Annotated in this window: 14 protein-coding genes, 1 tRNA gene and 1 rRNA gene; 11 read left to right on the plus strand and 5 right to left on the minus strand. The window is 70.4% G+C overall.

The annotated features are described in order from the left end of the window. A 5S ribosomal RNA gene (rrf, locus tag ACIA73_RS34650) occupies positions 1-81 on the plus strand; the annotation flags it as partial. 70 nt (positions 82-151) lie between these two features. Here the strand turns inward: rrf and ACIA73_RS34655 are convergent. Then, the gene (locus ACIA73_RS34655; RefSeq protein ID WP_399442910.1) at positions 152-1,081 is read right to left on the minus strand and encodes an alpha/beta hydrolase family esterase; all 930 of its coding nucleotides are present in this window, start codon (positions 1,079-1,081) and stop codon (positions 152-154) included. A gap of 116 nt (positions 1,082-1,197) precedes the next feature. Between ACIA73_RS34655 and ACIA73_RS34660 the strand changes: the two genes are divergently transcribed. Continuing rightward, positions 1,198-1,270, plus strand: a tRNA-Thr gene (locus ACIA73_RS34660). Between the two features lie 94 nt (positions 1,271-1,364). Here the strand turns inward: ACIA73_RS34660 and ACIA73_RS34665 are convergent. Further along, positions 1,365-4,004: a SpoIIE family protein phosphatase gene (locus ACIA73_RS34665; RefSeq protein WP_399442911.1), complete on the minus strand. Its 2,640-nt coding sequence runs from the start codon at positions 4,002-4,004 to the stop codon at positions 1,365-1,367. 385 nt (positions 4,005-4,389) lie between these two features. Here ACIA73_RS34665 and ACIA73_RS34670 point away from each other — a divergent pair, with 385 nt between their 5' ends. From ACIA73_RS34670 to ACIA73_RS34710, 9 genes are all read left to right on the plus strand, one after another. Then, entirely contained in the window at positions 4,390-9,795 is a 5,406-nt protein-coding gene (locus ACIA73_RS34670) for a HAMP domain-containing protein (protein WP_399442912.1), read from the plus strand. A gap of 285 nt (positions 9,796-10,080) precedes the next feature. After that, positions 10,081-10,764: a two-component system response regulator gene (locus ACIA73_RS34675; RefSeq protein WP_399442913.1), complete on the plus strand. Its 684-nt coding sequence runs from the start codon at positions 10,081-10,083 to the stop codon at positions 10,762-10,764. A gap of 203 nt (positions 10,765-10,967) precedes the next feature. Continuing rightward, a complete protein-coding gene (locus ACIA73_RS34680) occupies positions 10,968-13,820 on the plus strand; it encodes a DNA translocase FtsK (RefSeq protein WP_399442914.1) in 2,853 nt (950 codons plus the stop codon). A gap of 242 nt (positions 13,821-14,062) precedes the next feature. Then, the gene (locus ACIA73_RS34685; protein ID WP_399442915.1) at positions 14,063-14,932 is read left to right on the plus strand and encodes a helix-turn-helix domain-containing protein; all 870 of its coding nucleotides are present in this window, start codon (positions 14,063-14,065) and stop codon (positions 14,930-14,932) included. A 147-nt stretch (positions 14,933-15,079) separates the two neighbouring features. Then, complete coding sequence (rimO, locus tag ACIA73_RS34690; RefSeq protein ID WP_399442916.1) at positions 15,080-16,588, plus strand: 30S ribosomal protein S12 methylthiotransferase RimO; 1,509 nt, start codon at positions 15,080-15,082, stop codon at positions 16,586-16,588. Then, positions 16,585-17,262: a CDP-diacylglycerol--glycerol-3-phosphate 3-phosphatidyltransferase gene (gene pgsA / locus ACIA73_RS34695; RefSeq protein WP_399442917.1), complete on the plus strand. Its 678-nt coding sequence runs from the start codon at positions 16,585-16,587 to the stop codon at positions 17,260-17,262. The genes rimO and pgsA overlap by 4 nt, the downstream gene beginning before the upstream one ends. A gap of 83 nt (positions 17,263-17,345) precedes the next feature. Further along, complete coding sequence (locus ACIA73_RS34700; RefSeq protein ID WP_399442918.1) at positions 17,346-17,891, plus strand: CinA family protein; 546 nt, start codon at positions 17,346-17,348, stop codon at positions 17,889-17,891. A 109-nt stretch (positions 17,892-18,000) separates the two neighbouring features. Continuing rightward, on the plus strand, positions 18,001-18,396 hold the full coding sequence (locus ACIA73_RS34705; RefSeq protein ID WP_399442919.1) for a helix-turn-helix domain-containing protein: 396 nt from the start codon (positions 18,001-18,003) through the stop codon (positions 18,394-18,396). 219 nt (positions 18,397-18,615) lie between these two features. After that, on the plus strand, positions 18,616-19,086 hold the full coding sequence (locus tag ACIA73_RS34710) for a Dps family protein (protein WP_399442920.1): 471 nt from the start codon (positions 18,616-18,618) through the stop codon (positions 19,084-19,086). A gap of 437 nt (positions 19,087-19,523) precedes the next feature. Here ACIA73_RS34710 and ACIA73_RS34715 read toward each other — a convergent pair whose 3' ends face one another. The 3 genes from ACIA73_RS34715 to ACIA73_RS34725 form a co-directional block, all read right to left on the minus strand. Further along, positions 19,524-20,444 carry an SDR family NAD(P)-dependent oxidoreductase gene (locus tag ACIA73_RS34715; RefSeq protein ID WP_399442921.1) on the minus strand — a complete coding sequence of 307 codons (921 nt, stop codon included), beginning with the start codon at positions 20,442-20,444 and terminating at the stop codon, positions 19,524-19,526. Positions 20,445-20,476: 32 nt separating this feature from the next. After that, a complete protein-coding gene (locus tag ACIA73_RS34720; RefSeq protein WP_399442922.1) occupies positions 20,477-21,346 on the minus strand; it encodes a DNA-formamidopyrimidine glycosylase family protein in 870 nt (289 codons plus the stop codon). A gap of 547 nt (positions 21,347-21,893) precedes the next feature. Next, positions 21,894-26,603 carry a DEAD/DEAH box helicase gene (locus tag ACIA73_RS34725; protein ID WP_399442923.1) on the minus strand — a complete coding sequence of 1,570 codons (4,710 nt, stop codon included), beginning with the start codon at positions 26,601-26,603 and terminating at the stop codon, positions 21,894-21,896. Positions 26,604-26,651 lie beyond the last annotated feature (48 nt).

Below are 26,651 nucleotides of genomic sequence, written 5' to 3' on the forward strand. Positions count from 1 at the left end.
ATTCCGAACCCGGAAGCTAAGCCTTTCAGCGCCGATGGTACTGCAGGGGGGACCCTGTGGGAGAGTAGGACGCCGCCGAACAATTATTGTGGGAATGCCCCGCACCAGGTAACTGGTGCGGGGCTTTTCTGCGTTTACAGGGTTTAGGGTTTTACGGCTTCTTCTTGGAGTGGGCGGCGAAGAAGTCCCACATGAGGTCGGTGGCGCTGACGCCTGCTTCGGGGTCGCCCATTCCGCCGGCCCCACCGGGCCAGGCGTGGCCCATTTCGGGGATGCGGTAGGCGACGAAATCGGAGTTGTCGCGGCACTTGGCGGCGGTCCTCGTGATGCTGTTCCTGAGCTTCTGCGGCTTGGAGGGCTTACAGCTCAGGCGGTCCTGCCAGTACGTCACCCCCTCTTCCGCAGGCCCCTGGACATCGTCCTTGCCGCCGATGAACGTCATGACGGAGACAGGGGACTTGGGAGCGTAGGCCGGGGTGGCCGGGTCCGAGCCGGCGAAGGCGCCGCTCACCGGGGCCACCGCGGCGAACCTGTCGTGGAGTTCGACGGCGACCTTGAAGGACATGTCGGCGCCGTTGGAGATGCCCGTCGCGTAGATGCGGTTCGGGTCGGCCTTCCACGTGGTGGTGATGCGGTCCAGGACGAGGCGCAGGAAGCCGATGTCGTCCTCGGCGCCGCAGCAGGTGAGGGCGTTGAAGCCGCCGCTGAAGCCCTCGGGGTAGACGGCGAGGAAGTTCTTGGCGTCGGCCTTCTTGTCGAGGTCGCTCAGGTTGGCGATGGCGTCCGCGGTACCCGGGAACATATGCATTGCCACGACCACGGGGAGCTGCTGGCCCGCGGTGAAGCCGGGAGGGGCGTGGACGGCGTAGGTGCGCTGCTTGCCTTTCCAGGTCAGGGTGACCCTCTGGTCACCGGGGCGGGGCACCTCGGGAGGTGCGGGGGTGGCTGTGGGCGTCGACGGCTGCTTCGCCGGCGGGGACTTGTCGGCGTCCCCGCCGCAGCCGGTGGCAGCCACCAGCAGGGCCGCCGCGAGTAACGGGCCGAGTGTGCGGGTCAGGGCCTTTCCGGGGCGAGTTGGCATGCGCGCATGGTGGCAGGGGGGATCCGGCCGGTCCAGAGGAATGGGCGGTTCGGAGTTCCGCGATTTTGTGGGTATGATCTACCTTGTTGCAGCCGAGCACAGCGAAGCGCAACAAGGCCCCTATAGCTCAGTCGGTAGAGCGTCTCCATGGTAAGGAGAAGGTCTGCGGTTCGATTCCGCATGGGGGCTCAGGAAGAAGGACGAAAGGCCCCCCGCCTACTGGCGGGGGGCCTTTCGCATGTCCGGGGAAGGAAGGCCCGAAGGGGCCCTCCCCGTGCGGGAGTTACTGCTGGAGAGGCTCGGGGACGCGCATCACGAGAATGGCCATGTCGTCGGAGGCGGGCTCGGCGGCGAAGCGTTCGACGGCGCGCAGGACACGGGCGGCGACCGCGCCGGCCGTCAGGCCCGTACAACCGGAGAGGACCTCGGCGAGGCCGTCGTCGCCGAGCATGCGGGTGCCCTCGCGGCGTTCGGTGATGCCGTCGGTGACGCAGAGCAGGACGTCGCCCGGGTCGAGGGTGATGGTCTCCTCGTAGAGCTCCAGGTCGTCCATCACGCCGAGGAGGGGCTGGGGTTCGGCGGCGGGGGTGACCGTGCCGTCCTGGCGGAGGCGGAGCGGGAGCGGATGGCCCGCGCAGACGATCTTGAGGATGGAGCTGCCGTCCTCCTGGGGCCACAACTCGCCGTAGAGGAGGGTCAGGAAGCGGCTGCGTTCGCCCTCGTCGAGGATGGCGGCGTTGAGGCGCTCCAGGACGGCGGGGCCGCCGAAGCCCTCGCGGGCGAGGAGGCGCAGGGCGTGCCGGGCGAGGCCGGTGACGGCGGCTGCCTGGGGACCCGTACCGCAGACGTCTCCGATGGCGAAGCCGTAGGCGCCGTCGCGGATGGGGAAGAGGTCGTAGAAGTCGCCGCCCACCTCGTTGCCCTCGCCGGCGGCGCGGTAGATGACCTCGACCTCGACGTTGGGGACGTGCGGGAGCTCCGGGGGGAGCAGGCTGCGCTGGAGGGACTGGCTGATGGCCATGCGCTCGGAGTAGAGACGGGCGTTGTCCAGGGCGAGGGCGGCGCGGCGGGAGAGGTCCTCGGCGAGTTCGAGGATTTCCTGCCGGAAGTGGTCGTCGGTGGGCTTGCCGAGGGTGAGCATCCCGATGACGCGGTTGCGGGCGACCAGCGGGAGGACGACCGTCTCGCCGCCGACTGCGGCGGCGGTGGCGAGGGTGGTGCCGATTCCCGAGGTCAGGTGGGGGGTTGAGCTGAGGCCGAGGCTGCGCATCGAGGTGCGCAGGGCGGCCTGGTGGGCGGCCTCGCTGGGGGCGTTCCAGATGCGGGCGCCGGGGGTGGGGACCGGGTCCGGCGGGCTGATACGGGCGAGGAGGGCCTTGAGGCCGTCGATGCGTTCCTCGTCCTCGTGCAGGACGTAGGAGAGATAGGGGTCGGAGGCCTGGTCGGCGATGGTGTAGACGGCGCACCAGGTGGCCAGGGTGGGCACCGTCATCTGCGCCATCAGGGCGAGGGTCTGGTCCCGGTCCAGGGTGCCGGCCAGCAGGTCGGAGGCTTCGACGAGGAAGGAGAGGGAACCCCGGCGGAGGCGTTCGAGTTCGCCGAGGCGGGCGGACTCGACGGCGAGCGCGATGCGGTCGGCGGCGAACTGGAGACGCAGGGCCTCCTCGTTGGTGTAGCGGCCGGAGGCTTCGGCGGCGACGCCGAGGGAGCCGGTGAGGCGGCCCTCGACCTTGAGGGGGACGGTGACCACCGAGCGCATTCCGGTGCCGTTGAGGAGGGGGACGGCGCCGGGGACGGCGGTCAGGTCCTCGTGGACGGCGGGCATCCTGGCCGAGCCGTATCTGCCGGTGCCGGCTTCGACCGGGACGCGGGCGAAGCGCTGGCGGGCGGAGGGAAGGCCGGTGGTGGCGCGGACTTCGAGTTCGGTCTCGTCGTCGGTGGCGAGCAGGAGGAACGCGGAGTCGGCGTCGAGCATGTCGCGGGCGCGCTCGACCGTGCGCTGGAGGAGGCCGTCGAGGTCGTCGGGGGCGGGGGAGCCGATGAAGACTTCGAAGGGGTCGGTGGCGCGTCCGTCACCCGAGGTGCCGGAGGGGGAGTCGACGGAGGGCTGGCGCTGCGGTGTCTGGAGTACGGCGCGGTCGACGTCCCGTACCAGCAGACAGATGGTGGAGGGCTCGCCCTCGTTGTCCCGTACGCGCAGGTGGGAGGCGTAGACCGGGATGACGCGGCCGTCCTTGCCCTGGATGCCGTAACTGCCCTCCCAGCGGGACATCTGGAGGGCCTCGGCGATGCCGGTGCCGATGCCGGGGGTCTGTGGCCAGGCCGTGAAGTCGGTGAGGGGTTTGCCGGTGACCTGCTCGGCGGCGTAACCGAAGAGGTCCTCGGCGTCCTCGTTCCAGGAGGCGATGGCGCCGGTGCGGTCTATCTGGACGACGGCCACGCGGATGCGGCCGTCGGCGACCGGAAGGAGGCCGTCCGGGAGGACCGGGCCCGCGACGCGGGTGCCGACGGGGCGCTGGGGGAGATCGAGTTGGAACCAGACCTGCTTGAGGGTGGGGGTGTACTCGACGCCCCACTTGGAGGCCAGGGCCGCGCACAGGAGCAGTCCGCGGCCGCCCTCGCGGTCGGGACCGCCCAGGTTCATCCCGGTGCCCTGGAGCGGCACCTCGCGTTCCGGGTAGCGGTCGCCGACCTCGACGCGGATGCCGTCCTCGGTGCGCAGGCACAGCACGTCGGCCTGGGTGCCGGCGTGGACGACGGCGTTGGTGACCAGTTCGCTGGTGAGGACGACAGCGTCGTCCACCAGCTCGGAATGGCCCCAGCCCTGGAGGGTGTCCCGGACGAACGCGCGGGCAGTCGCGACCGACCGCCCGACAGGGTCGAAAGTGGCAGCCGCCCGCGCCGTGATCACAGCACTCCCCATGTGGTGTTCGTCGCTTCCCCGAGTCCTGTGCCCGTTTCTCGCGGCTTCGATACGCCCTGCCAGGCTAGACCGTCGGCGGTCGTGATGTGCCACTGCGTCCGGGGTAGGTACGAGGCGGGCATGCGAGGGGGAGGTCGCGGCGCCTTGGCTGTACCCTTCAACGATTTGACGCCGGGGGCGTCACGCCTTGACTGTCGGACACAGCGGTGCGTCAAGGTGGAAGACTGGGAAAGCTTCCAGCGAAGACCTGGGAAGTACGGTCGATCCCTGCGGGAGGGACACGGTGGAGTCTGGCGTGGCGGCGCGGGGCAAGAGCACGCGCACAAAAGGCGGACGGTCCCGGAGCAATGGGACCACCGAGGTCGACACAGCTGCGTTGAACCGCATGCTGACGGCCTTGGTGTCGATGCGGGACGGCAACTTCAGGAAGCGGCTGACGGTCTCCGGGGACGGAGTGATGTCGGAGATCGCCGCTGTTTTCAATGAGGTTGCCGATCGGAACCTGCATCTGACGGGAGAACTGGCGCGGGTACGGCGCATGGTCGGCCGCGAGGGAAAGCTCGCGGAGCGACTGGAGACCGGGGCCTGCGAGGGGTCGTGGGCGGCGGCGATCGACGCCTCGAACGCCCTGGTGGAGGATCTCGTACGACCGGTTTCCGAGGTTGGCAGGGTGCTGTCCGCGATGGCGGAGGGCGACCTGGAGCAGCGGATGGAGCTGCGGTCGCAGGGGGGTGACGGCAACGGGCATCCACTGCGGGGCGAGTTCCTCAAGGTCGGCCGTACGGTCAACAACCTGGTCGACCAGCTGTCCGCGTTCACCGACGAAGTGACGCGGGTCGCACTGGAGGTCGGTACCGAGGGCAAGCTGGGCGGGCAGGCCCAGGTGCGCGGTATGTCCGGTTCGTGGAAGGACCTCACGGACTCGGTCAATACGATGGCGTACCGGCTGACCGCGCAGGTCCGGGACATCGCGCTGGTGACGACGGCGGTCGCCAAGGGCGATCTGTCGCGCAAGGTCACCGTGCACGTGGCCGGTGAGATGCTCCAGCTGAAGAACACCGTGAACACGATGGTGGACCAGCTGTCGTCGTTCTCCTCCGAAGTGACGCGGGTGGCGCGTGAGGTGGGTACGGAGGGCGCGCTGGGCGGGCAGGCCCAGGTGCCCGGCGTGGCCGGTGTGTGGAAGGACCTGACGGACTCCGTCAATACGATGGCGGGGAATCTCACGTCGCAGGTGCGCGGGATCGCCGAGGTGACGACGGCGGTCGCCAACGGTGATCTGTCGCGGAAGGTCACGGTGAACGCGCGCGGCGAGGTCGCCCAGCTCGCCGAGACCATCAACCAGATGACCGAGACGCTGCGGACCTTCGCGGACGAGGTGACCCGGGTTGCCAGCGAGGTCGGTGGCGAGGGTCAGCTGGGTGGGCAGGCGCAGGTTCCGGGTGCGGCGGGTACCTGGAAGGACCTGACGGACTCGGTCAACACGGCCTTCCGCAACCTCACCGACCAGGTGCGGAATATCGCCCAGGTGACGACCGCGGTCGCCAACGGTGACATGACGCAGAAGGTCACCGTCGATGTGGCCGGCGAGATGCTGGAGCTGAAGAACACCGTCAACACGATGGTGGAGCAGCTCCAGGCCTTCGGTTCCGAAGTGACCAGGGTGGCGCGTGAGGTCGGCGTCGAGGGTCAGCTGGGTGGGCAGGCGCAGGTTCCGGGTGCGGCGGGTACCTGGAAGGACCTGACGGACTCGGTCAACACGGCCTTCCGCAACCTCACCGGGCAGGTGCGGAACATCGCCCAGGTGACGACCGCGGTCGCCAACGGCGATCTCTCGCAGAAGGTCACGGTGGATGTCTCCGGCGAGATGCTGGAGCTGAAGAACACCGTGAACACGATGGTGGACCAGCTGTCCTCGTTCGCCGACCAGGTGACGCGGATGGCTCGTGATGTGGGTACCGAGGGACGGCTCGGCGGCCAGGCGCGGGTGGACGGCGTCAGCGGTACGTGGAAGGAACTGACCGACTCCGTCAACTTCATGGCCGGCAACCTGACTTCACAGGTGCGGCAGATCGCGCAGGTCACGACGGCCGTCGCGCGCGGTGACCTGTCGCAGAAGATCGACGTGGACGCCCGGGGCGAGATCCTGGAGCTGAAGTCGACCATCAACACGATGGTGGATCAGCTGTCGGCGTTCGCGGACCAGGTGACGCGGGTGGCCCGTGAGGTGGGTACCGAGGGGCGGCTCGGCGGCCAGGCCCAGGTGCCCGGCGTGGCCGGTGTGTGGCGGGATCTGACCGATTCGGTGAACGGCATGGCCGGGAACCTCACGGACCAGGTGCGCAACATCGCGCAGGTGGCGACCGCGGTGGCGCGGGGTGACCTGTCGCAGAAGATCGACGTGGACGCCCGGGGCGAGATCCTGGAGCTGAAGAACACCCTGAACACGATGGTGGACCAGCTCTCGAACTTCGCGGAGCAGGTGACCAGGGTGGCCCGCGAGGTGGGCACGGAGGGCATGCTCGGCGGCCAGGCCGAGGTTCAGGGCGTCAGCGGTACCTGGAAGGACCTCACCCAGTCCGTCAACTTCATGGCGAACAACCTGACTTCACAGGTGCGCAACATCGCCGAGGTGACGACTGCCGTCGCCAAGGGTGACCTGTCGAAGAAGATCACGGTGGATGCGAAGGGTGAGATCCTGGATCTCGTCACGACCGTGAACACGATGGTCGACCAGCTCTCCAATTTCGCCGACGAGGTCACCAGGGTGGCCCGTGAGGTGGGTACCGAGGGAATTCTGGGCGGCCAGGCGCGGGTACGCGGGGTCACCGGCATCTGGAAGGACCTCAGCGACAACGTCAATACGATGGCCAACAACCTGACTTCGCAGGTGCGGAACATCTCCCGGGTATCGTCCGCGGTCGCCAACGGTGACCTGACGAAGAAGGTCACCGTCGAGGCGCGCGGCGAGGTCGCGGAGCTGGCCGACACGGTGAACACCATGGTGACGACCCTTTCGTCGTTCGCGGACGAGGTGACCCGGGTGGCCCGTGAGGTGGGCACCCAGGGCGAGTTGGGCGGCCAGGCGCGCGTACCGGGAGTCGCCGGTACGTGGAAGGACCTCACCGAGTCGGTGAACTCGATGGCGTCCAACCTGACCGGCCAGGTGCGGCAGATCGCGGCGGTCACCACCGCCATCGCCAAGGGCGACCTCACCAAGAAGATCGACATCGACGCACGCGGTGAGATCCAGGACCTGAAGGACACCATCAACACGATGGTCGACCAGCTCTCCTCGTTCGCGGACCAGGTCACCAGGGTGGCCCGCGAGGTGGGTACCGACGGTCAGCTGGGCGGCCAGGCGCGGGTGCGGGACGTCGACGGTACGTGGCGCGACCTCACCGAATCCGTGAACGAGATGGCCGGGAACCTCACCCGGCAGGTGCGTGCGATCGCAAAGGTCGCGACCGCGGTGACGCGGGGCGACCTCAATCTGAAGATCGATGTGGATGCCGCCGGAGAGATCCAGGAGCTCCAGGACAACATCAACACGATGATCTCCAACCTGCGTGACACCACCCTCGCCAACGAGGAGCAGGACTGGCTGAAGGGCAACCTGGCCCGGATCTCCGGCCTGATGCAGGGGCGCCGGGACCTGGACGACGTGGCCTCGCTGATCATGAGCGAGCTGACGCCGGTGGTCTCCGCGCAGCAGGGCGCGTTCTTCCTGGCGATGGCGTCGGGGGCGGGCGCGGCCAAGGGCGCGGAGGTCGGCGCCGTGGTGGACAGCCCGTACCAGCTGCGGATGCGCGGGAGTTACGGGTACTCGACGGGCGCCATGCCGACCGTCTTCCGGCCGGGGGAGACCCTGATCGGTACGGCGGCCGAGGAGAAGCGGACCATCCTGGTCAAGGTGCCGCCGGGCTACCTGCGGATCTCCTCCGGGCTCGGGGAGGCGCCGCCGGCGCATGTGATCGTGCTGCCGGTGCTCTTCGAGGGGCAGGTTCTCGGAGTGATCGAACTGGCGTCGTTCCAGCCGTTCACCCACATCCAGAAGGACTTCCTGAACCAGATCGCGGAAATGATCGCGACGAGTGTGAACACGATCAGTGTGAACACCAAGACCGAGGTGCTCCTTGAGCAGTCGCAGGAGCTCACCGAGCAACTGCGGGAACGTTCCGAGGAGTTGGAGAACCGGCAGAAGGCGCTCCAGGAGTCCAACGCGGAGCTGGAGGAGAAGGCCGAGCTGCTGGCCCGGCAGAACCGCGACATCGAGGTGAAGAACACCGAGATCGAGGAGGCCAGGCAGGTCCTGGAGGAGCGTGCCGAGCAGCTCGCGGTCTCCATGCGCTACAAGTCGGAGTTCCTGGCGAACATGTCGCACGAACTGCGCACACCGCTCAACTCCCTTCTGATCCTTGCCAAGTTGCTCGCCGACAACGCCGACGGGAACCTCTCCCCGAAGCAGGTCGAGTTCGCCGAGACCATCCACGGAGCCGGTTCCGACCTGCTCCAGCTGATCAACGACATCCTCGACCTGTCCAAGGTCGAGGCGGGCAAGATGGATGTGTCGCCGACCCGGATCGCCCTGGTCCAGCTCGTCGACTACGTGGAGGCGACCTTCCGGCCGCTCACCGCGGAGAAGGGTCTCGACTTCTCGGTACGGGTCTCCCCGGAGCTGCCCGCCACCCTGCACACCGATGAGCAGCGCCTGCTCCAGGTGCTGCGCAACCTGCTTTCCAACGCGGTGAAGTTCACCGACACCGGCGCCGTCGAGCTGGTGATCCGGCCCGCCAACTCCGACGTACCGCACGCCATCCGGGAGCAGTTGCTCGAAGCGGGGTCGCTGCGGGACGTGGACGGCGACCTGATCGCCTTCTCGGTCACCGACACCGGCATCGGCATCGCGGCCAGCAAGATGAGGGTGATCTTCGAGGCGTTCAAGCAGGCGGACGGGACGACCAGCAGGAAGTACGGCGGTACGGGTCTGGGCCTGTCCATCAGCCGGGAGATCGCGCGGCTGCTCGGCGGCGAGATCCACGCGGCGAGCGAGCCGGGCCGCGGGTCGACCTTCACGCTCTATCTGCCGCTGCACCCGAGCGAGCTGCCGCCGCAGGGCTACCCGCAGTTGGCGCCCGGTGGGATCGAACTGCCGCGCAGGGCGCAGGCGGAGGACCGTTCGGTCGCGGCCGAGGCTCCGCCGACGTACGACATCACCAGCGCACGCGGCGAGTCGCACTCCGGTACCTCCGGGCTGTTCCGGCGCCGTCGCAAGTCGATCGGGGCGACCGAGCAGCGGCCGGCGCTGCCCGGCCAGCCGGTGGCGGCCCCGGCAGCGGCGACGCCGCAGGAGACCTGGGTCGGCCAGCCGGGGCAGGAGAGCGGGCCCGAGGAGCGGCGTTCCTTCGACTTCTCCGGTGAGAAGGTGCTGATCGTCGACGACGACATCCGCAATGTCTTCGCGCTGACCAGCGTCCTGGAGCAGCACGGGCTCTCCGTGCTGTACGCGGAGAACGGGCGCGAGGGCATCGAAGTCCTGGAGCAGCACGACGATGTGACGCTGGTGCTGATGGACATCATGATGCCGGAGATGGACGGGTACGCGACGACGACGGCGATCCGCAGGATGCCGCAGTTCGCCGGGCTGCCGATCATCGCGCTGACCGCCAAGGCGATGAAGGGCGACCGGGAGAAGGCCATCGATTCGGGTGCCTCCGACTATGTGACCAAGCCGGTGGACCCGGACCATCTGCTCGGTGTGATGCAGCAGTGGATGCGCGGCGAGGAGTGAGCCCGGGTGCCGTGCGGACACCGCGGTCACCGTACGGTGGGCGGGTGGCCGTCGGCCGTGGGCAGTCTTGCTGACTGACTGTGGCCGACGGCGTGTGAGAGCACGGTATTCGGGGAACCTTCTGGTCTCCCGATGCGTTTGAGCTACGTGCACAGTGACATCGCGGTGACAGGGTGTGGCGACCGGCGGGGTACGGCTACCATGACCGGCACAAGGACGGGCGACGCAAGGGAGTCGTCCTCCGGGGCGGCGCCCGGTGCACTGCCGGGGCGAGGAGGACGGGCCATGGTGCAGAAGGCCAAGATCCTCCTGGTCGATGACCGGCCGGAGAATCTGTTGGCGCTGGAGGCCATCCTCTCTGCGCTCGATCAGACACTGGTGAGGGCATCGTCAGGGGAGGAAGCGCTCAAAGCACTGCTTACTGATGACTTCGCGGTCATTCTGCTGGATGTGCAGATGCCGGGCATGGACGGTTTCGAAACCGCCGCGCACATCAAGCGGCGGGAGCGGACCCGGGACATCCCGATCATCTTCCTCACCGCGATCAACCACGGTCCGCATCACACCTTCCGGGGTTATGCGGCGGGCGCGGTGGACTACATCTCGAAGCCGTTCGACCCCTGGGTGCTGCGCGCCAAGGTGTCGGTCTTCGTCGAGCTGTACATGAAGAACTGTCAGCTGCGGGAGCAAGCAGCGCTGCTGCGCCTCCAGTTGGAGGGTACGAACCGGGCGGACGCGGGAGCGGTCAAGGAACCGGCGGGTCTCCTTGCCGAACTGTCCGCACGGCTCGCGGCGGTCGAGGAGCAGGCGGAGGCGCTGTCCAAGCAACTGGACGACGACTCGGCGGATGCCGCGGCCGTCGCCACGGCGGCTCATCTGGAGCGCAAGCTCACCGGTCTGCGCCGTGCGCTCGACGCGCTCGAACCCGGCACCGGTGGCGGGACGGGAACGCTTCCGTCGCAGAACTGACCGTCGTACGACTGACGGATCGACAGCCCCGCATCCGATGACACCTCGGGTGCGGGGCTGTCGCATGCCCCGGCCCAGCGGCGCCGGGGCGCGGGGTGGGCGCTGTCGGGGCGTCAATTCGGTGTGGGGCAAAGGGCGACACGGTCGGGTGAAGGGGTGGGCACACGTGTCGGTTGGCGTCTCCACCGGTAACCTCTTGCCCCATGGCCTCACGTACGTCCGGCAAGGGTTCTCAGGGCACGACGGGCACCGCGAAGCCGCGCGCCGGGCGTACTCCGGGCGCTGCGAAGAAAGCGGCGCCCGCCAAGTCCACGGCGAAGCCTCCCGTGAAGAAGACCGTCCCCAAGAAGGCGCCTCCGAAGAAGGCTCCCGCCAAGAAGGCGGTGGCCCGGCCCGCGCCGAAGCCCGCGCCGTCCCCGACCGGGGGCATCTACCGGCTGGTGCGCGGCGCCTATCTCGGCGTCGCACACGCAGTGGGCGCGATGTTCCGCGGCATAGGGCGGGGCGCGAAGGGGCTCGACCCGGCGCATCGCAAGGACGGGCTCGCGCTGCTGCTGCTCGGGCTCGCGCTGATCGTCGCGGCCGGGACTTGGGCGCAGCTGCGCGGTCCGGTCGGCGACCTGGTGGAGCTGCTGGTCACCGGGGCGTTCGGGCGGCTCGACCTGCTGGTGCCGATTCTGCTGGGTGTCATCGGCGTACGGCTGATCCTGCATCCGGAGCGGCCGGAGGCCAACGGACGGATCGTCATCGGGCTCTCCGCGCTGGTGATCGGGGTGCTCGGGCAGGTGCACATCGCGTGCGGTTCGCCGGGGCGCGGTGACGGCGGCGAGGCGATGCAGGACGCGGGCGGGCTGATCGGCTGGGCCGCTTCGGTGCCGCTGACGTTCACGATGGGCGAGGTGCTCGCCGTACCGCTGCTGCTGCTCCTCACGATCTTCGGGCTGCTGGTGGTGACGGCGACACCGGTCAACGCGATCCCGCAGCGGCTTCGGCAGCTCGGTGTCCGGCTCGGTGTCATTGAGCCGAAGCCGGGGGAGCGGGTCGCGAGCGCCGACGGCGCGGCGGGCGACGACGAGCGGTACGACGAACAGTGGCGCGAGGCGCTTCCCGCCGGCGCGCAGCGCCCCTCCGCGCGCCGGAGCGAGGCGCAGGAGTACGACCCGGACGCCGCGGAGGAAGAGGCGCTGGGACAGCGCCGCAGGCCCCGTAGGGCACCTTCCGTGCAGCCCTCGCAGTACGGCAGGCCGCAGGACGCGGTCGATGTGGCGGCCGCCGCTGCCGCCGCGCTCGACGGGGCGGTGATGAACGGGCTGCCGCCGTCGCCGATCGTCGCCGACCTGACCCAGGGCGTCGCCCAGGACCAGCAGGAGCGCACCTCGTCGGTGCCCCCGGCGCGCGAGGAGACGCCGTCGGCCTCGGCCCCGGCCGCTGAGCAGCCCGAGCAGCCCCCCGCGCGGTCCCGTCCGATCGGCGCCCGGCAGTTCGACACCCCGCCGCCGCGCGCGGCCGACCTCACCAAGGCGCCGCCCGAGCCCCCGCAGGTGCTGCCGCCGCGTGCCGAGCAGCTCCAGCTGCGCGGCGACATCACCTACTCGCTGCCCTCGCTGGACCTGCTGGAGCGCGGCGGTCCCGGCAAGACGCGCAGTGCGGCCAATGACGCGGTCGTGGATTCGCTGACCAACGTCTTCATGGAGTTCAAGGTCGACGCGGCCGTCACCGGCTTCACCCGTGGGCCGACGGTCACCCGTTACGAGGTGGAGCTGGGCCCGGCCGTCAAGGTCGAGAAGATCACCGCGCTGGCCAAGAACATCGCGTACGCGGTGGCCTCCCCGGACGTACGGATCATCTCGCCGATCCCCGGCAAGTCCGCCGTCGGCATCGAGATCCCCAACAGCGACCGCGAGATGGTCAACCTGGGCGACGTACTGCGCCTCGCGGACGCGGCCGAGGACGACCATCCGATGCTGGTGGCGCTCGGCAAGAACGTCGAGGGCGGCTACGAGATGGCCAACCTGGCGAAGATGCCGCACGTGCTGGTGGCCGGTGCGACCGGCTCCGGCAAGTCCTCCTGCATCAACTGCCTGATCACCTCGGTGATGGTCCGCGCGACCCCCGAGGACGTACGGATGGTCCTCGTCGACCCCAAGCGCGTCGAGCTGACCGCCTACGAGGGCATCCCGCACCTGATCACCCCGATCATCACCAACCCCAAGCGGGCCGCCGAAGCGCTCCAGTGGGTCGTCCGGGAAATGGATCTGCGCTACGACGACCTGGCGGCCTTCGGCTACCGGCACATCGACGACTTCAACGCGGCCGTGCGCAGCGGGAAGCTCAAGACGCCGGAGGGCAGCGAGCGCGAGCTCCAGGCGTATCCGTATCTGCTGGTGATCGTCGACGAGCTGGCGGACCTGATGATGGTCGCGCCCCGCGACGTGGAGGACTCGATCGTCCGCATCACCCAGTTGGCCCGAGCGGCCGGAATCCATCTGGTGCTCGCCACCCAGCGGCCCTCGGTGGACGTCGTCACCGGTCTGATCAAGGCGAACGTGCCCTCCCGGCTCGCCTTCGCCACCTCCTCGCTCGCCGACAGCCGGGTCATCCTCGACCAGCCGGGCGCCGAGAAGCTGATCGGCAAGGGCGACGGGCTGTTCCTGCCGATGGGGGCCAACAAGCCGACCCGTATGCAGGGCGCCTTCGTCACCGAGGAGGAGGTCGCGGCCGTCGTCCAGCACTGCAAGGACCAGATGGCCCCGGTCTTCCGGGACGACGTGGTGGTCGGCACCAAGCAGAAGAAGGAGATCGACGAGGAGATCGGCGACGACCTGGATCTGCTGTGCCAGGCGGCCGAGCTGGTGGTTTCCACCCAGTTCGGGTCGACGTCGATGCTCCAGCGCAAGCTGCGCGTGGGCTTCGCCAAGGCGGGCAGGCTCATGGACCTGATGGAGTCCCGCGGGATCGTGGGGCCCAGCGAGGGGTCGAAGGCGCGTGACGTCATGGTGAAGCCGGACGAACTCGATGGCGTACTGGACGTGATCCGGGGAGAGTCTCCCTCATAAGGCCTAACGAGACTCACTCGTAAGAGAACACAGGCAACCGTTTCCCTTGCGCGTACGTCCAGTTGAGGGGAGGGAGGCTTTCATGGTCGGGCAGCGATGTTCACGGCTGCGGCGCTGTGGTGCCTTCGGGCTGTCGGGCCCATCCGATGGCGTACAAAGACCGGTCTCCCGATTGCCCCACCCTTTCGCTACCCCCCTAGACTGAACCTCCAGCAGGTGGCTCACGCTCGAAAGGCGCCCCCGTGTCCATCGGCAACTCCCCAGATTCCTCCGGCGGGTCAGACCCCGCCGGCAGCTCGGATGCCCCAGGCAGCCCCGACTCTCCCGAGGACGACCGGCCCACGATCGGTCGCGCCCTCCAGCAGGCCCGGATCGCCGCAGGTCTGACGGTCGACGAAGTCAGTACGTCGACCCGGGTGCGCATCCCGATCGTCCACGCCATCGAGTCGGACGACTTCTCCCGGTGCGGCGGCGACGTGTACGCCCGCGGCCACATCCGCACGCTGGCCGTCGCGGTCGGCCTCGACCCGTCCGCACTGGTCGCGCAGTACGACGGCGCACACGGCGGGCGGCCCGCGCCGACGCCGGCCGCGCCGCTCTTCGAGGCCGAGCGGATCAGGCCCGAGCCGCGCAGGCCCAACTGGACCGCCGCCATGGTGGCGGCGATCGTCGCGGTGGTCGGCTTCGTCGGCTTCACCATGTTCAGCGGCAACGACAAGGAAGCCGGTTCGCGGAGCGTCGCCGAGGGCGCCACCGCCACCGCGCCCGCTCCGAAGCCCACGCCGACCAAGCCCAGGCCCACCCAGACCAAGCCGGCTCCGTCGGACAGCGCCATCGCGGCCGCCCCGGCGGACCGGGTGACGGTCAAGATGGTGGCGACCGGCGCGAAGAGCTGGGTCTCGGCCCGCGCCCACAACGGGCGGCTGCTCTTCGACGGATTCCTCAAGCAGGGCGAGTCCAAGACCTTCACCGACCCCAAGAAGCTCGATGTTGTACTCGGCGACGCCGGAGCGGTCCAGCTCTTCGTGAACGGCAAGGAGGTCGAGGACGACTTCAGCCCCGGTCAGGTCGAGCGCCTCACCTACACCAGGGGTGACCCGGAAGCAGGCTGATCCGGACAGTTTCAGCGCAGGGCCGGGTACGTGCATTCGTACCCGGCCTTCTGCGTCTTCGCAGGTCAAAAGGGGTAGCAGGGAGGGGCGGGCCGGGGCGGCCCCTCGCGGGGCGGGCGTGCGCCGGGACAAAGTAGTCTTGAGACCATGCCCGAACGCCGCACCGTCGCCCTTGTCACTCTTGGCTGCGCCCGTAACGAGGTGGACTCGGAGGAGCTTGCAGGCCGCTTGGCAGCGGACGGCTGGGACCTCGTCGAGAACGCCGCGGACGCGGACGTCGCAGTCGTCAACACCTGCGGATTCGTCGAAGCCGCCAAGAAGGACTCCGTCGACGCCCTGCTCGAAGCCAATGACCTCAAGGACCACGGCCGCACCCAGGCCGTCGTCGCCGTGGGCTGCATGGCCGAGCGGTATGGGAAGGACCTCGCCGAGGCACTCCCCGAGGCCGACGGCGTGCTCGGGTTCGACGACTACTCCGACATCTCCAACCGCCTCCAGACCATCCTCGCGGGTGGCTCCGTCGAGGCGCACACCCCGCGCGACCGCCGCAAGCTGCTGCCGATCAGCCCCGCCGAGCGCCAGGACGCCAGCGTCGCGCTGCCCGGCCACGCACAGGAGGAGCCCGCCCCGGCCCCCGCGGACCTGCCGGACGGTGTCGCTCCGGTGTCCGGGCCGCGTGCACCGCTGCGCCGCCGGCTGGGCAGCAGCCCGGTCGCCTCGGTGAAGCTGGCCTCCGGCTGCGACCGGCGCTGCTCGTTCTGCGCCATCCCCTCGTTCCGCGGCTCCTTCATCTCCCGCCGCCCCAGCGATGTGCTCCAGGAGACGCGCTGGCTGGCCGAGCAGGGCGTCACGGAGGTCATGCTGGTCTCCGAGAACAACACCTCGTACGGCAAGGACCTGGGCGACATCCGCCTCCTGGAGACCCTGCTGCCCGAGCTGGCCGAGGTCGACGGCATCCAGCGGGTGCGGGTCAGCTACCTCCAGCCCGCCGAGATGCGGCCCGGCCTGATCGACGTACTGACGTCGACGCCGAATGTCGTCCCGTACTTCGACCTGTCCTTCCAGCACTCCGCGCCCGGTGTGCTGCGCGCGATGCGCCGCTTCGGGTCCACCGAGCAGTTCTGGCAGCTTCTGGAGACCATCCGGGCGAAGGCCCCGAACGCCGGTGTGCGGTCGAACTTCATCGTGGGCTTCCCCGGCGAGACCGAGGAGGACTTCGCCGAGCTGGAGCGTTTCCTCACCGGCGCCCGGCTGGATGCCATCGGCGTCTTCGGCTACTCGGACGAGGACGGCACCGAGGCCGTGACGTACGAGAACAAGAACGACGCGGACGTGATCGCCGCCCGCCTGGAGCACCTGTCGCGGCTCGCGGAGGAGCTCACCGCCCAGCGGGCGGAGGAGCGGCTCGGCGAGACTCTTGAGGTGCTGATCGAGTCGATCGATGACGAGGACGGCGCGATCGGCCGGGCGGCGCACCAGGCGCCGGAGACCGACGGCCAGGTGGTCTTCACGACCAGCCACGGCTTGACGCCCGGTCGTATGGTCTTGGCAAAGGTGGTCGGCACCGAGGGCGTGGACCTTCTTGCCGAGCCGCTGCCTGGTGGGCCCGATGAGGCCAACGGGTCCATCGAGGTTCCTGAGGAGGCGGCCAGATGAGCGGAATCCCGGCGTCTGCGGCGGGCGGTACCGGCAGGGCGACGCCCGTGACCGGCGGCACGCCCGGGTCGGGTGGAAAGCTGGGTGCGGTGGTGGCGAGTCAGGCCAGTCTGTGGAACATCGCCAACATTCTGACGATGGTGCGCCTGGTGCTCGTGCCGGGTTTCGTGATGCTGCTCCTCGCGGACGGCGGGCACGACCCGATATGGCGGGCCTGGGCCTGGGCCGCGTTCGCCGTCGCGATGATCACCGATGTCTTCGACGGTCATCTGGCGCGGGCGTACAACCTGGTCACGGACTTCGGGAAGATCGCCGACCCGATCGCCGACAAGGCGATCATGGCGGCCGGGCTGATCTCACTCTCGGCGCTCGGTGATCTGCCCTGGTGGGTGACCGGGGTGATTCTCTTCCGCGAGCTCGGAATCACGCTGATGCGGTTCTGGGTGATCCGGCACGGGGTGATTCCGGCCAGTCGCGGCGGGAAGATGAAGACGCTCGCGCAGGGCACGGCGGTCGGCATGTATGTGCTGATGCTGGTCGGGCCGCTGGCGACCTTCCGGTGGTGGGTGATGGCGGTGGCCGTGCTGCTGACCGTGGTGACCGGGCTGGACTACGTACGGCAGGCGGTTGTGCTGCGGCGCGCGGGGCTGGCGGCGGAGCGGGCTGCTCGGTGAGCTCGGGGCCGGGTTCTGATTCCGCTCCTGTTTCCGCTTCGGCTTCGGCTTCGGCTTCGGCTTCGGCTTCGGGGGGTGCTGCTGTGTCTTCTGTTACGGCGGTGGCGGGTGCGGTGCTTGCGGCGCTGGGTGCCCGGGGCGAGACCCTGGCCGTCGCCGAGTCGCTGACCGGCGGACTGGTGGCCGGTGAGCTGACCGGGGTGCCCGGGGCCTCGAAGGTCTTCCGGGGGTCGGTGACGGCGTACGCGACCGTCCTGAAGCGGGATCTGCTGGGGGTCGCGCCCGGTCTGCTGCGCGAGCGCGGCGCGGTGGACGCCGAGGTCGCGCAGCAGATGGCGGCAGGCGTACGGCGGGTGCTCGGGGCCGACTGGGGGATCTCCACGACCGGCGTCGCGGGGCCGGAACCGCAGGACGGACAGCCGGTCGGCACGGTTTTCGTGGCCTTCGCCGGGCCCGGCGGGGTGCAGAAAGTGGCGGCGTTGAGATTGAACGGCAGCCGTTCGGACATCCGTAGAGAGAGTGTGCGAGAAGTCCTGGAGTTGCTCGCGGGAGAGCTGGCCGCCCCACCTGCGGATGAACCGACCGGAACGGGGCGGGCACAGGATACGGAACACAACGGGGAGACTTGATGTTTGCAGCCCTGAGTGAACACGACATCGCTCCCCGCACGGCCGCAGCGCGAGGCGGTACGGTGGGGCGTGAAGGATGCGGCTACGCGGTCCGAGGAGGGAGCCACCGATGATTCTGCTCCGTCGCCTGTTGGGTGACGTGCTGCGTCGGCAGCGCCAGCGCCAAGGCCGTACTCTGCGCGAAGTCTCCTCGTCCGCCCGGGTCTCACTCGGCTATCTCTCCGAGGTGGAGCGGGGGCAGAAGGAGGCATCCTCCGAGCTGCTTTCCGCGATCTGCGACGCGCTTGATGTACGGATGTCCGAGCTCATGCGTGAAGTGAGCGACGAACTTTCCCTGGCCGAACTGGCGGCGTCGGCTGCGGCCGGCGAGACGCCGGTGCGCCAGCCAATGCGACCGATGCTCAATGCGGTCTCCGTGACGTCGGTGACCGGTGTGCCCGGTGTGCCAACGGAACGAGTGACGATCAAGGCCCCTGCGGAAGCGGTGGATGTCGTCGCTGCCTAGCGAATGAAGTAGTGCGTAAGTCAGTTTCTGTGGGCCTGAGCCCCGACCGACCTCCTTGAGGCCGGTCGGGGCTCAGGCCTTTCGCGTGGGTGCGCGGGGCAGACGACGTGGAAGTGGGGTCGATTTGGTGATTGGTGACCCCGAATGACCGGATTGGATCGGTTGTGGCAGGGTTGTGAGTGCTGATTCGTTTTGCTTGGATTTCTGAGGAGGATCCGGATGTCTGCTGTGAAGAGCACGCTGCCCGAGGCCGATCTCAAGGTGGTCGGGGAGGCGCTTCAGGGGGCGCTCGTCGATCTGCTGGACCTGTCGCTGGTGGCGAAGCAGGTGCACTGGAACGTGGTGGGCCCGCGGTTCCGGTCCGTGCACCTGCAGCTCGACGAGGTCGTGGACACGGCACGACTGCACTCCGACACGGTGGCCGAGCGGGCCTCCACGCTCGGAGTGAGCCCCGACGGGCGGGCGGCGACGGTGGCTTCGACCAGCGCGATCGGAGAGGTTCCGACGGGGTGGATCAAGGACACGGACGCGGTGCGGATCCTGGTGGACGCGCTCGGTGCGGTGATCGTGCGGATGCGCGAGCGGATCGAGGCGACGGGCGACCCGGACCCGATCAGCCAGGACGTGATCATCGGGCTGACGGCCGACCTGGAGAAGCACGCCTGGATGTTCCAGGCGGAGACCGCCTGAGGCGGATGACTCCGTGAGACGTACGGGGCAGGGTGTGCATCGGATGCGCCGTGAGTGCTCCGGGTGCTTCCGGTGCGCCCTCCCGTACGGGAATGCCCGCGTCTAGCGTCGATCTGGCATCGGCCCGAGGAGGCTAGTCATGGTGCGGCACGACCGCTGGATACGGGGGCGCCGGGGGGTGGCGGGGACTCTGGTGGCGGGGCTGGCTGTGGTGGTCGGGGTGGCGTGGTGGTGGGCGGTACTGCGGATGGCGTTGGTGCCCGGTGGGGCGGGTGTGGTGGAGGCGTCGGTTGTTGCCGGGGGATGGGGCCTGAGTCTGCTGCCGGTGCATGTGGTGGCGCATGGGCCCCGGCGGATGCGCGGGGTGCTTCGGGCGGGTGGGGCAAGCGCGGGGGCTGAGGTTCCCGGGGAGGGTGCGGTCGGCGAGGTGCCGGAGGTTACCAGGGCATCGCGACGCCGCCGTTGGGGCGGAAGATCTGGCCGGTCGTGAAGCGGGCGGCGTCCGAGGCGAGGTGCAGGATCGCGTGGGCGACCTCCTCGGCCTCGCCGACTCGGCCGAGCGGGGTGATGCGGGCCATGGTGGCTTCCGCCCTGTGCTGGAGGGTGGCGTCGTGGCGGGCGGTCATGGGGGTGCGGATCCAGCCGGGGGCGACGGTGTTGACGCGGATGCCCTGCGGGCCGAGTTCGGTGGCGAGGGTCTTGGTGAGCTGGATGATGGCGGCCTTGGTGGCGCTGTAGGCGAACAGGCCGGCGTTGGCGCTGTCGGCGGCGCCGGAAGCGAGGGTGACGATGCTTGGGGCGACGGTGCTTGGGGCGTTGGGGTGGGAGGGATCGGTGGGGTGGGAGGCGTCTTTGGAGGTGGAGTTGCCGGTGCCGATCGTGGTGAGCATGAGCTGGGCGGCTTCCTGGCAGGCGTAGAGGGTTCCCTTGAAGTTGACGGCGAGGATGCGGTCGAGGTCTTCGTCGGTGGTCTCCAGGACGCTGCTGGAATGCATGATCCCGGCCGCGGTGACCAGGATGTCGAGCCGGTCGAGGGTGGATATCGCGGCGTTGAGCTGGGGGCGGGAGGTTACGTCGAGGGTGTGGAGGGTGGGGTTGCTGGCAGTGGGGGCGGGGGCGGGGGCGGGGGCGGCGCCGGTGCGGGTGGGGGCGGTGCCCCCGGTGGATTTGGTGATCTGCCGGGCGGTTTCGGCGAGGCCGTCGGGGTCGCGGTCGGCGCAGTGGACGGTGGCGCCGGCTTCGGTGAGGAGTACGGCGGCGGCGCGGCCGATTCCGCTGGCGGCGCCGGTGACGAAGGCGGTGCGGCCGGTGAGGTCGTAGGCGGCCAGGAGGGTGGGGGCGGGTCCGGGGAGAGGCATGGGGCGACCGTACGACTGGATCTGACGGAGCGTCAATTAGTGGGGCCTCGTTGGCAGTTCGGGCACCAGTAGGTGGGGCGGGCGCGGTTTCCGTCGCTCTGGTCGGCCCGGCGGATCGGGGTGGTGCAGCGGAGGCAGGGGCGGGACTCACGACCGTAGACATAGAGAGGGGTGGAGGTGCGGGCGGTGCTGGGGGTGGGGGTGCCAGCGATGGGGGAAGAGGTGCTTTTGGTGCGGGGGAGGGTGGTGGTGCGGCGGTCGGGGTGGTCCTTGTTGATGTCCAGGAGGCGGTGGGCGGTGGCTACCAGCCGAGCGGGGACGTCGGGGGGCAGTGCGGCGACCGGGAGCCAGGGGGTGACGCGGGCGAGGAAGCAGAGTTCGGACTTGTAGACGTTGCCGATGCCCGCGAGATGGCGCTGGTCGAGCAGGGCGGGGCCGAGGGGGCGGTCGGGGTCGGCAAGGAGGTTGGCGACCGCACGGTCCCGGAGGGCGGGGTCCTGGTCCCAGTCGGGGGCGAGGAGGTCGGGGCCGAGGTGCCCGATCGCGGTGTGTTCCTCGGTGGTCCGCAGGAGTTCCAGGACGGGGAGGCGGTAGCCGACGGCGGTGGCGTCCGTGTTGCCCAGGATGGCGCGGATCTGGTGGGAGGGGCCGCCGCGCCAGGGTTCCCCCGGGGCGAAGACGCGCCAGGTGCCGTCCATCCGGAGGTGGGAGTGGAGGGTGAGGCCGCCTTCGATGCGGGTGAGGAGGTGCTTGCCGTACGAGGTGACGTCGAGGACCTCGCGGCCGGTCAGGTCCGCGGTGGCGAAACGGGGCACGCGGAGGTCGGCGTGGGTGAGGACGCGGCCGGCCAGGGCGGTGTGGAGGCGGCGGGCGGCCTGCCAGACGGTGTCTCCTTCGGGCATGGGTCCCATGATGGGGGATTCGGTGGGGCGAGTGGGGTGGCCTGCGCGGGGTGCGTCGGGGGTGCGGTGTGGGTGTGGGTGGCGGGCGGCGGTGGGGCCCGGCGCCGGTCGTGGTCCGGGTCCCGCCTCGGGCGGGGTCCGGTCCTGGGCGGGGTCCGGTCCGGCTTCGGGTGGGGCTCCGGTCCCGGACGGACCTGGTCTCGGACGGGCCTGGTCCCGGACGGGCCCTGGCCCGGCTCGGGCGTGGCTTCGGGCTGGTCGGGGCTTGGGCCGCAGGGGATTTTCGGCGCGTGTACGGCCGACCGGGGGACGGCGCGGATCGGGCCCGGGGCGGTCGTGGTCCGCGGGTTCTCGGGTTGTCTCCGGGCAGCCCGCGAAAGCGACGCTGCCTGAGCCGTCCTTGGCGGACGGGTGCTGCGGGTCGGACAGGTGCTGCGGGTCGGACAGGTGCAGCCGGTCGGTGGATTCCCGGCGGAAGCGTGCCCGGCGCGCTCCAGCGTGCCGCCGTGGTGGCCGGGGTCGAGGCGCGACCGGTGGGTGGTGTGGTTCAGGGGCGGATGCGGAGTCCCTTGGGGGTGGCGTGGAAGCCCGCGGTTTCCAGGGTGCGGCCCTCGGGGGAGGTCAGGGCGGGGACGTTGTTGATGCGCTCGACGGTCAGGGTGCCCAGGGTGCCGGCACGGGCGGCGGCGGCCAGGGCTGCGGAGGCCGCCTGGAGGGGGGCGTCGTCGGAGTCTGCGGTGAGAGCCGAGGGACCGGTGGCGGAGGCCTGGGCGTCGGCGGGGTGGTTCGGCCAGGCGAGGAGGGACTTGCCGCCGCGTTCCATGTAGAGGGTCAGTTCGCCGTCGACGAGGACGACCAGGGAGCCCGCCTTGCGGCCGGGTTTGTGGGTGACACCGGCGGGGGGCTCGGGCCAGGGGAGGGCGGCACCGTACGCGTTGGCCGGGTCGGCGGCGGCCAGGACGACGGCCCGGTGAGGGGCGTCGCCCTCGCTGCGGTCGCGGGCGGTGGCTGCCGCGCGGAGGCGGTCCACCGCACCGTCCATGGCGAACTGGGCGGCCCCCAGCCCCTCGACGACGTAACCCCTGCGCGCCTGCCCGCTGTCCTCGAAGGCGGCGAGGATGCGGTACGTGGCGGAGAAGCCGCCCTCCACTCCCTCCGCGGCGACCGCGCCCCTGGTCACCACGCCGTGCCGGTCCAGGAGGGTGCGGGCGAGGGCGTGGGCGCGGTGGGTGGGGTCCGGTTCCGGGGCGGGGAGGAGGGACCAGCGGCCCGCGACGGTGGGGGGGCCGGTACGGGAGACGGGGCGGGTGGCGCCGGTGAGGGAGCCGTAACGGCCGCGCGGGATCGAGCGCTTGGCTCGGTGGGCGGTGGCGCCCGCGGTGCGGCCGGAGCCGAGGAGGGCGCGCAGCGGGGCCAGGGTGTCATTGGTGAGGCGGCCGGACCAGGCCAGGTCCCAGAGGGTGTCGGCCAGTTGGGGGTCGGTGGCGTCGGGGTGGGTGGTGGCGCGCACCTGGTCGGCGATCTGACGGAAGAAGAGGCCGTAGCCGCCCGAGAGGGTGGTGAGGACGGACTCGTGGAGGGCGGAGAGTTCGAGAGGGTGCGGCGGCGGGAGGAGGAGCGGGGCGGTGTCCGCGAGGTAGAGGGAGACCCAGCCGTCCTTGCCGGGGAGGGCACCCGAGCCGGACCACAACACCTCGCCGGTGGTTGTGAGTTCATCGAGGAGGGCAGGGGTGTAGCCGGCCACCCGGTTCGGCAGGACGAGCTTTTCCAGGGCGGAGGCCGGGACCGGGGCGCCCTGCAACTGCTCGATGGCGCGCACCAGTCCGTCGATTCCACGCAGCCCGCCGCTTCCGTAGCTCTGCCACTGCGGGAGGAAGGTGGCGAGGGCGGCGGGGGCGACCGGTTCGAGTTCCTGGCGCAGAGCGGCCAGGGAGCGGCGGCGCAGGCGGCGCAGGACGGTGGCGTCGCACCACTCCTGGCCGATCCCCGCCGGATGGAACTCCCCCTGTACGACACGGCCGCCCGCCGCCAGCCGGTGCAGTGCGCCGTCGGTGACCGCCGCGCCCAGGCCGAAGCGCTCGGCCGCCGCGGCGGAGGTGAAGGGACCGTGGGTGCGGGCGAAGCGGGCGAGGAGGTCACCGAGGGGGTCCTTGACCGGTTCGGTGAAGGCTTCCGGGACGCCGATGGGCAGTGCCGTGCCGAGGGCGTCGCGCAGCCGCCCCGCGTCCTCGATGGCCGCCCAGTGGTCGGCGCCCGCGATCCGCACCCGGATCACCCGGCGGGCCTCGGCCAGCTCGTCCGCCCACTGCGGCTGGGCACCCCGGGCCGTCAACTCGGCCCCGGTGAGCGGCCCCAGCACCCGCAGGAGGTCGGCGACACCCTCCACGTCCTTGATCCGGCGGTCCTCGGCCAGCCACTGGAGCTCCTGCTCCAGCTGCGTCAGCACCTCCGCGTCCAGCAGTTCGCGCAGCTCCGCCTGGCCGAGCAGCTCGGCGAGCAGCCGGGAGTCCAGCGAGAGCGCCGCCGCGCGTCGCTCCGCGAGCGGGGAGTCGCCCTCGTACAGGAACTGCGCCACATAACCGAAGAGCAGCGAGCGTGCGAACGGCGACGGCTCGGTGGTGGTCACCTCGACCAGGCGCACCCGGCGCGCCTCGATGTCGCCCATCAGCTCGGTCAGCCCGGGTACGTCGAAGACGTCCTGTAGACACTCGCGGACCGCCTCAAGGACGATCGGGAACGAACCGAACTCGCTTGCCACCTGCAGCAGTTGGGAGGCCCGCTGGCGCTGCTGCCACAGCGGGGTGCGCTTGCCCGGACTGCGGCGCGGCAGCAGCAGCGCACGCGACGCGCACTCCCGGAAGCGAGCCGCGAACAGGGCGGACCCGCCCACCTGGTCGGTGACGATCTGCGCGACCTCCCCCTTGTCGAAGAGGGTGTCGGCGGCGCCGATCGGGGCCTGGTCGTTGTCGTACTCCGCGCCGAGCGGCTTGTCCGGGGCGGCGGGCGAGGGGGCGGAGGCCGGGTCGAGCGGATCGAGCCCCATGAAGTCCAGGCCCATCAGATCCGCGTCCGGCAGCCGCAGCACGATGCCGTCGTCGGCATGCATCACCTGGGCGTCCATGCCGTACTTCTCGGACAGCCTGGCCCCCAGCGCCAGCGCCCACGGGGCGTGCACCTGCGCGCCGAACGGCGAGTGCACCACCACCCGCCAGTCGCCCAGCTCGTCGCGGAACCGCTCCACCACGATCGTCCGGTCGTCCGGCACATGACCTGCGGCCCTGCGCTGCTCGTCGAGGTACGACAGCACGTTGTCGGCGGCCCACTCGTCCAGCCCCGCCGCCCCCAGCCTGGCCCGCGCGTCCTCCGCCTTCAGCCCGCCCAGCTCCCGCAGGAACGCGCCCAGCGCACGGCCGAGTTCGAGCGGGCGGCCCAGCTGGTCGCCCTTCCAGAACGGGAGCCGCCCCGGCACACCGGGCGCGGGGGAGACCAGCACGCGGTCGCGGGTGATGTCCTCGATGCGCCAGGACGTCGTACCCAGGGTGAAGACATCGCCCGCGCGGGACTCGTAGACCATCTCCTCGTCCAGCTCGCCCACCCGGCCGCCGCCCTTCTTCGGGTCGGACCCGGCGAGGAAGACACCGAACAGGCCCCGGTCGGGAATGGTCCCGCCGGACGTGACGGCGAGCCGCTGCGCGCCCGGCCGGCCGGTGACCGTACCGCCGACGCGGTCCCAGACCACTCGCGGCCTCAGCTCGGCGAAGGCGTCCGACGGATAGCGCCCGGCCAGCATGTCGAGGACCGCGGTGAAGGCGGACTCCGGCAGCGACGCGAAGGGCGCCGCCCGCCGGGCCAGCGAGAGCAGGTCGTCCGCCTGCCAGGAGTCCAGCGCGACCATCGCGACGAGCTGCTGCGCCAGTACGTCCAAGGGGTTGGCCGGGATGCGCAGGGACTCGATGGACCCACTGCGCATCCGCTCGGTGACCACCGCCGCCTGCACCAGGTCGCCCCGGTACTTGGGGAAGACGACACCCGTGGAGACCGCCCCCACCTGGTGCCCCGCCCGGCCCACCCGCTGGAGGCCGGAGGCCACCGACGGCGGCGACTCGACCTGGATGACCAGGTCGACCGCACCCATGTCGATGCCGAGTTCCAGGCTGGAGGTGGCGACCACGGCGGGCAGCCGGCCCGCCTTGAGGTCCTCCTCGACCAGGGAGCGCTGCTCCTTGGAGACCGATCCGTGGTGGGCGCGGGCGAGCAGCGGGGGAGCTCCTTGGGCCGCGCCGGACTGGCCCATCAGCTCGGCCGGGGAGGCGTCGGCGGGGAGTGCCTCGCCGGTGGCTCTCTCGTAAGCGATCTCGTTCAGCCGGTTGCAGAGGCGTTCGGCGAGCCGGCGGGAGTTGACGAAGACGATCGTCGAGCGGTGTGCCTGGACCAGGTCGGCGATGCGCTCCTCCACCTGGGGCCAGATGGACGGCTTGTCGCCCTGGTCGTCGTCCTTGGCGGGGGAGCCGCCCAGCTCGCCCATGTCCTCGACGGGGACGACCACCGACAGGTCGAAGACCTTAGTGGACGGCGGCTGGACGATCTCGACCCGGCGCTGCGGGGACAGGAAACGGGCGACCTCGTCGACCGGCCGGACGGTCGCGGACAGGCCGATCCGGCGGGCGGGCCGGGGCAGCAGCTCGTCCAGACGCTCCAGCGATACGGCGAGGTGGGCGCCGCGCTTGGTGCCCGCGACGGCGTGCACCTCGTCCAGGATCACCGTCTCGACGCCCTCCAGGGCGGTGCGGGCCGAGGAGGTGAGCATCAGGAACAGCGACTCGGGGGTGGTGATCAGGATGTCCGGCGGCTTGTTGGCGATCGACCGGCGCTCGGCGGGCGGGGTGTCGCCGGAGCGGATGCCGACCCGGATGTCGGGTTCGGGCAGCCCGAGCCGTACCGCCTCCTGACGGATACCGGTGAGGGGGCTGCGCAGATTGCGCTCGACGTCCACCGCGAGGGCCTTGAGCGGGGAGATGTACAGCACCCGGCAGCGCTTCTTGGCGTCGGCGGGCGGTGGCGTGGACGCCAGGTCGTCGAGCGAGGCGAGGAACGCGGCCAGCGTCTTGCCGGATCCGGTCGGGGCGACGACCAGGACGTCGGAGCCCTCCCCGATGGCCCGCCAGGCGCCCTCCTGAGCCGCCGTGGGCGTATCGAAGGCCCCCGTGAACCAGCCCCTGGTCGCGGGGGAGAACGAGTCGAGCGCGTTCCTCACCATGGGCCCATCGTGCACCCCACCACTGACAATCACCGGTCCACGGGATGG

This window comes from Streptomyces sp. NPDC051561, assembly GCF_044454195.1.
Taxonomy (GTDB): domain Bacteria; phylum Actinomycetota; class Actinomycetes; order Streptomycetales; family Streptomycetaceae; genus Streptomyces.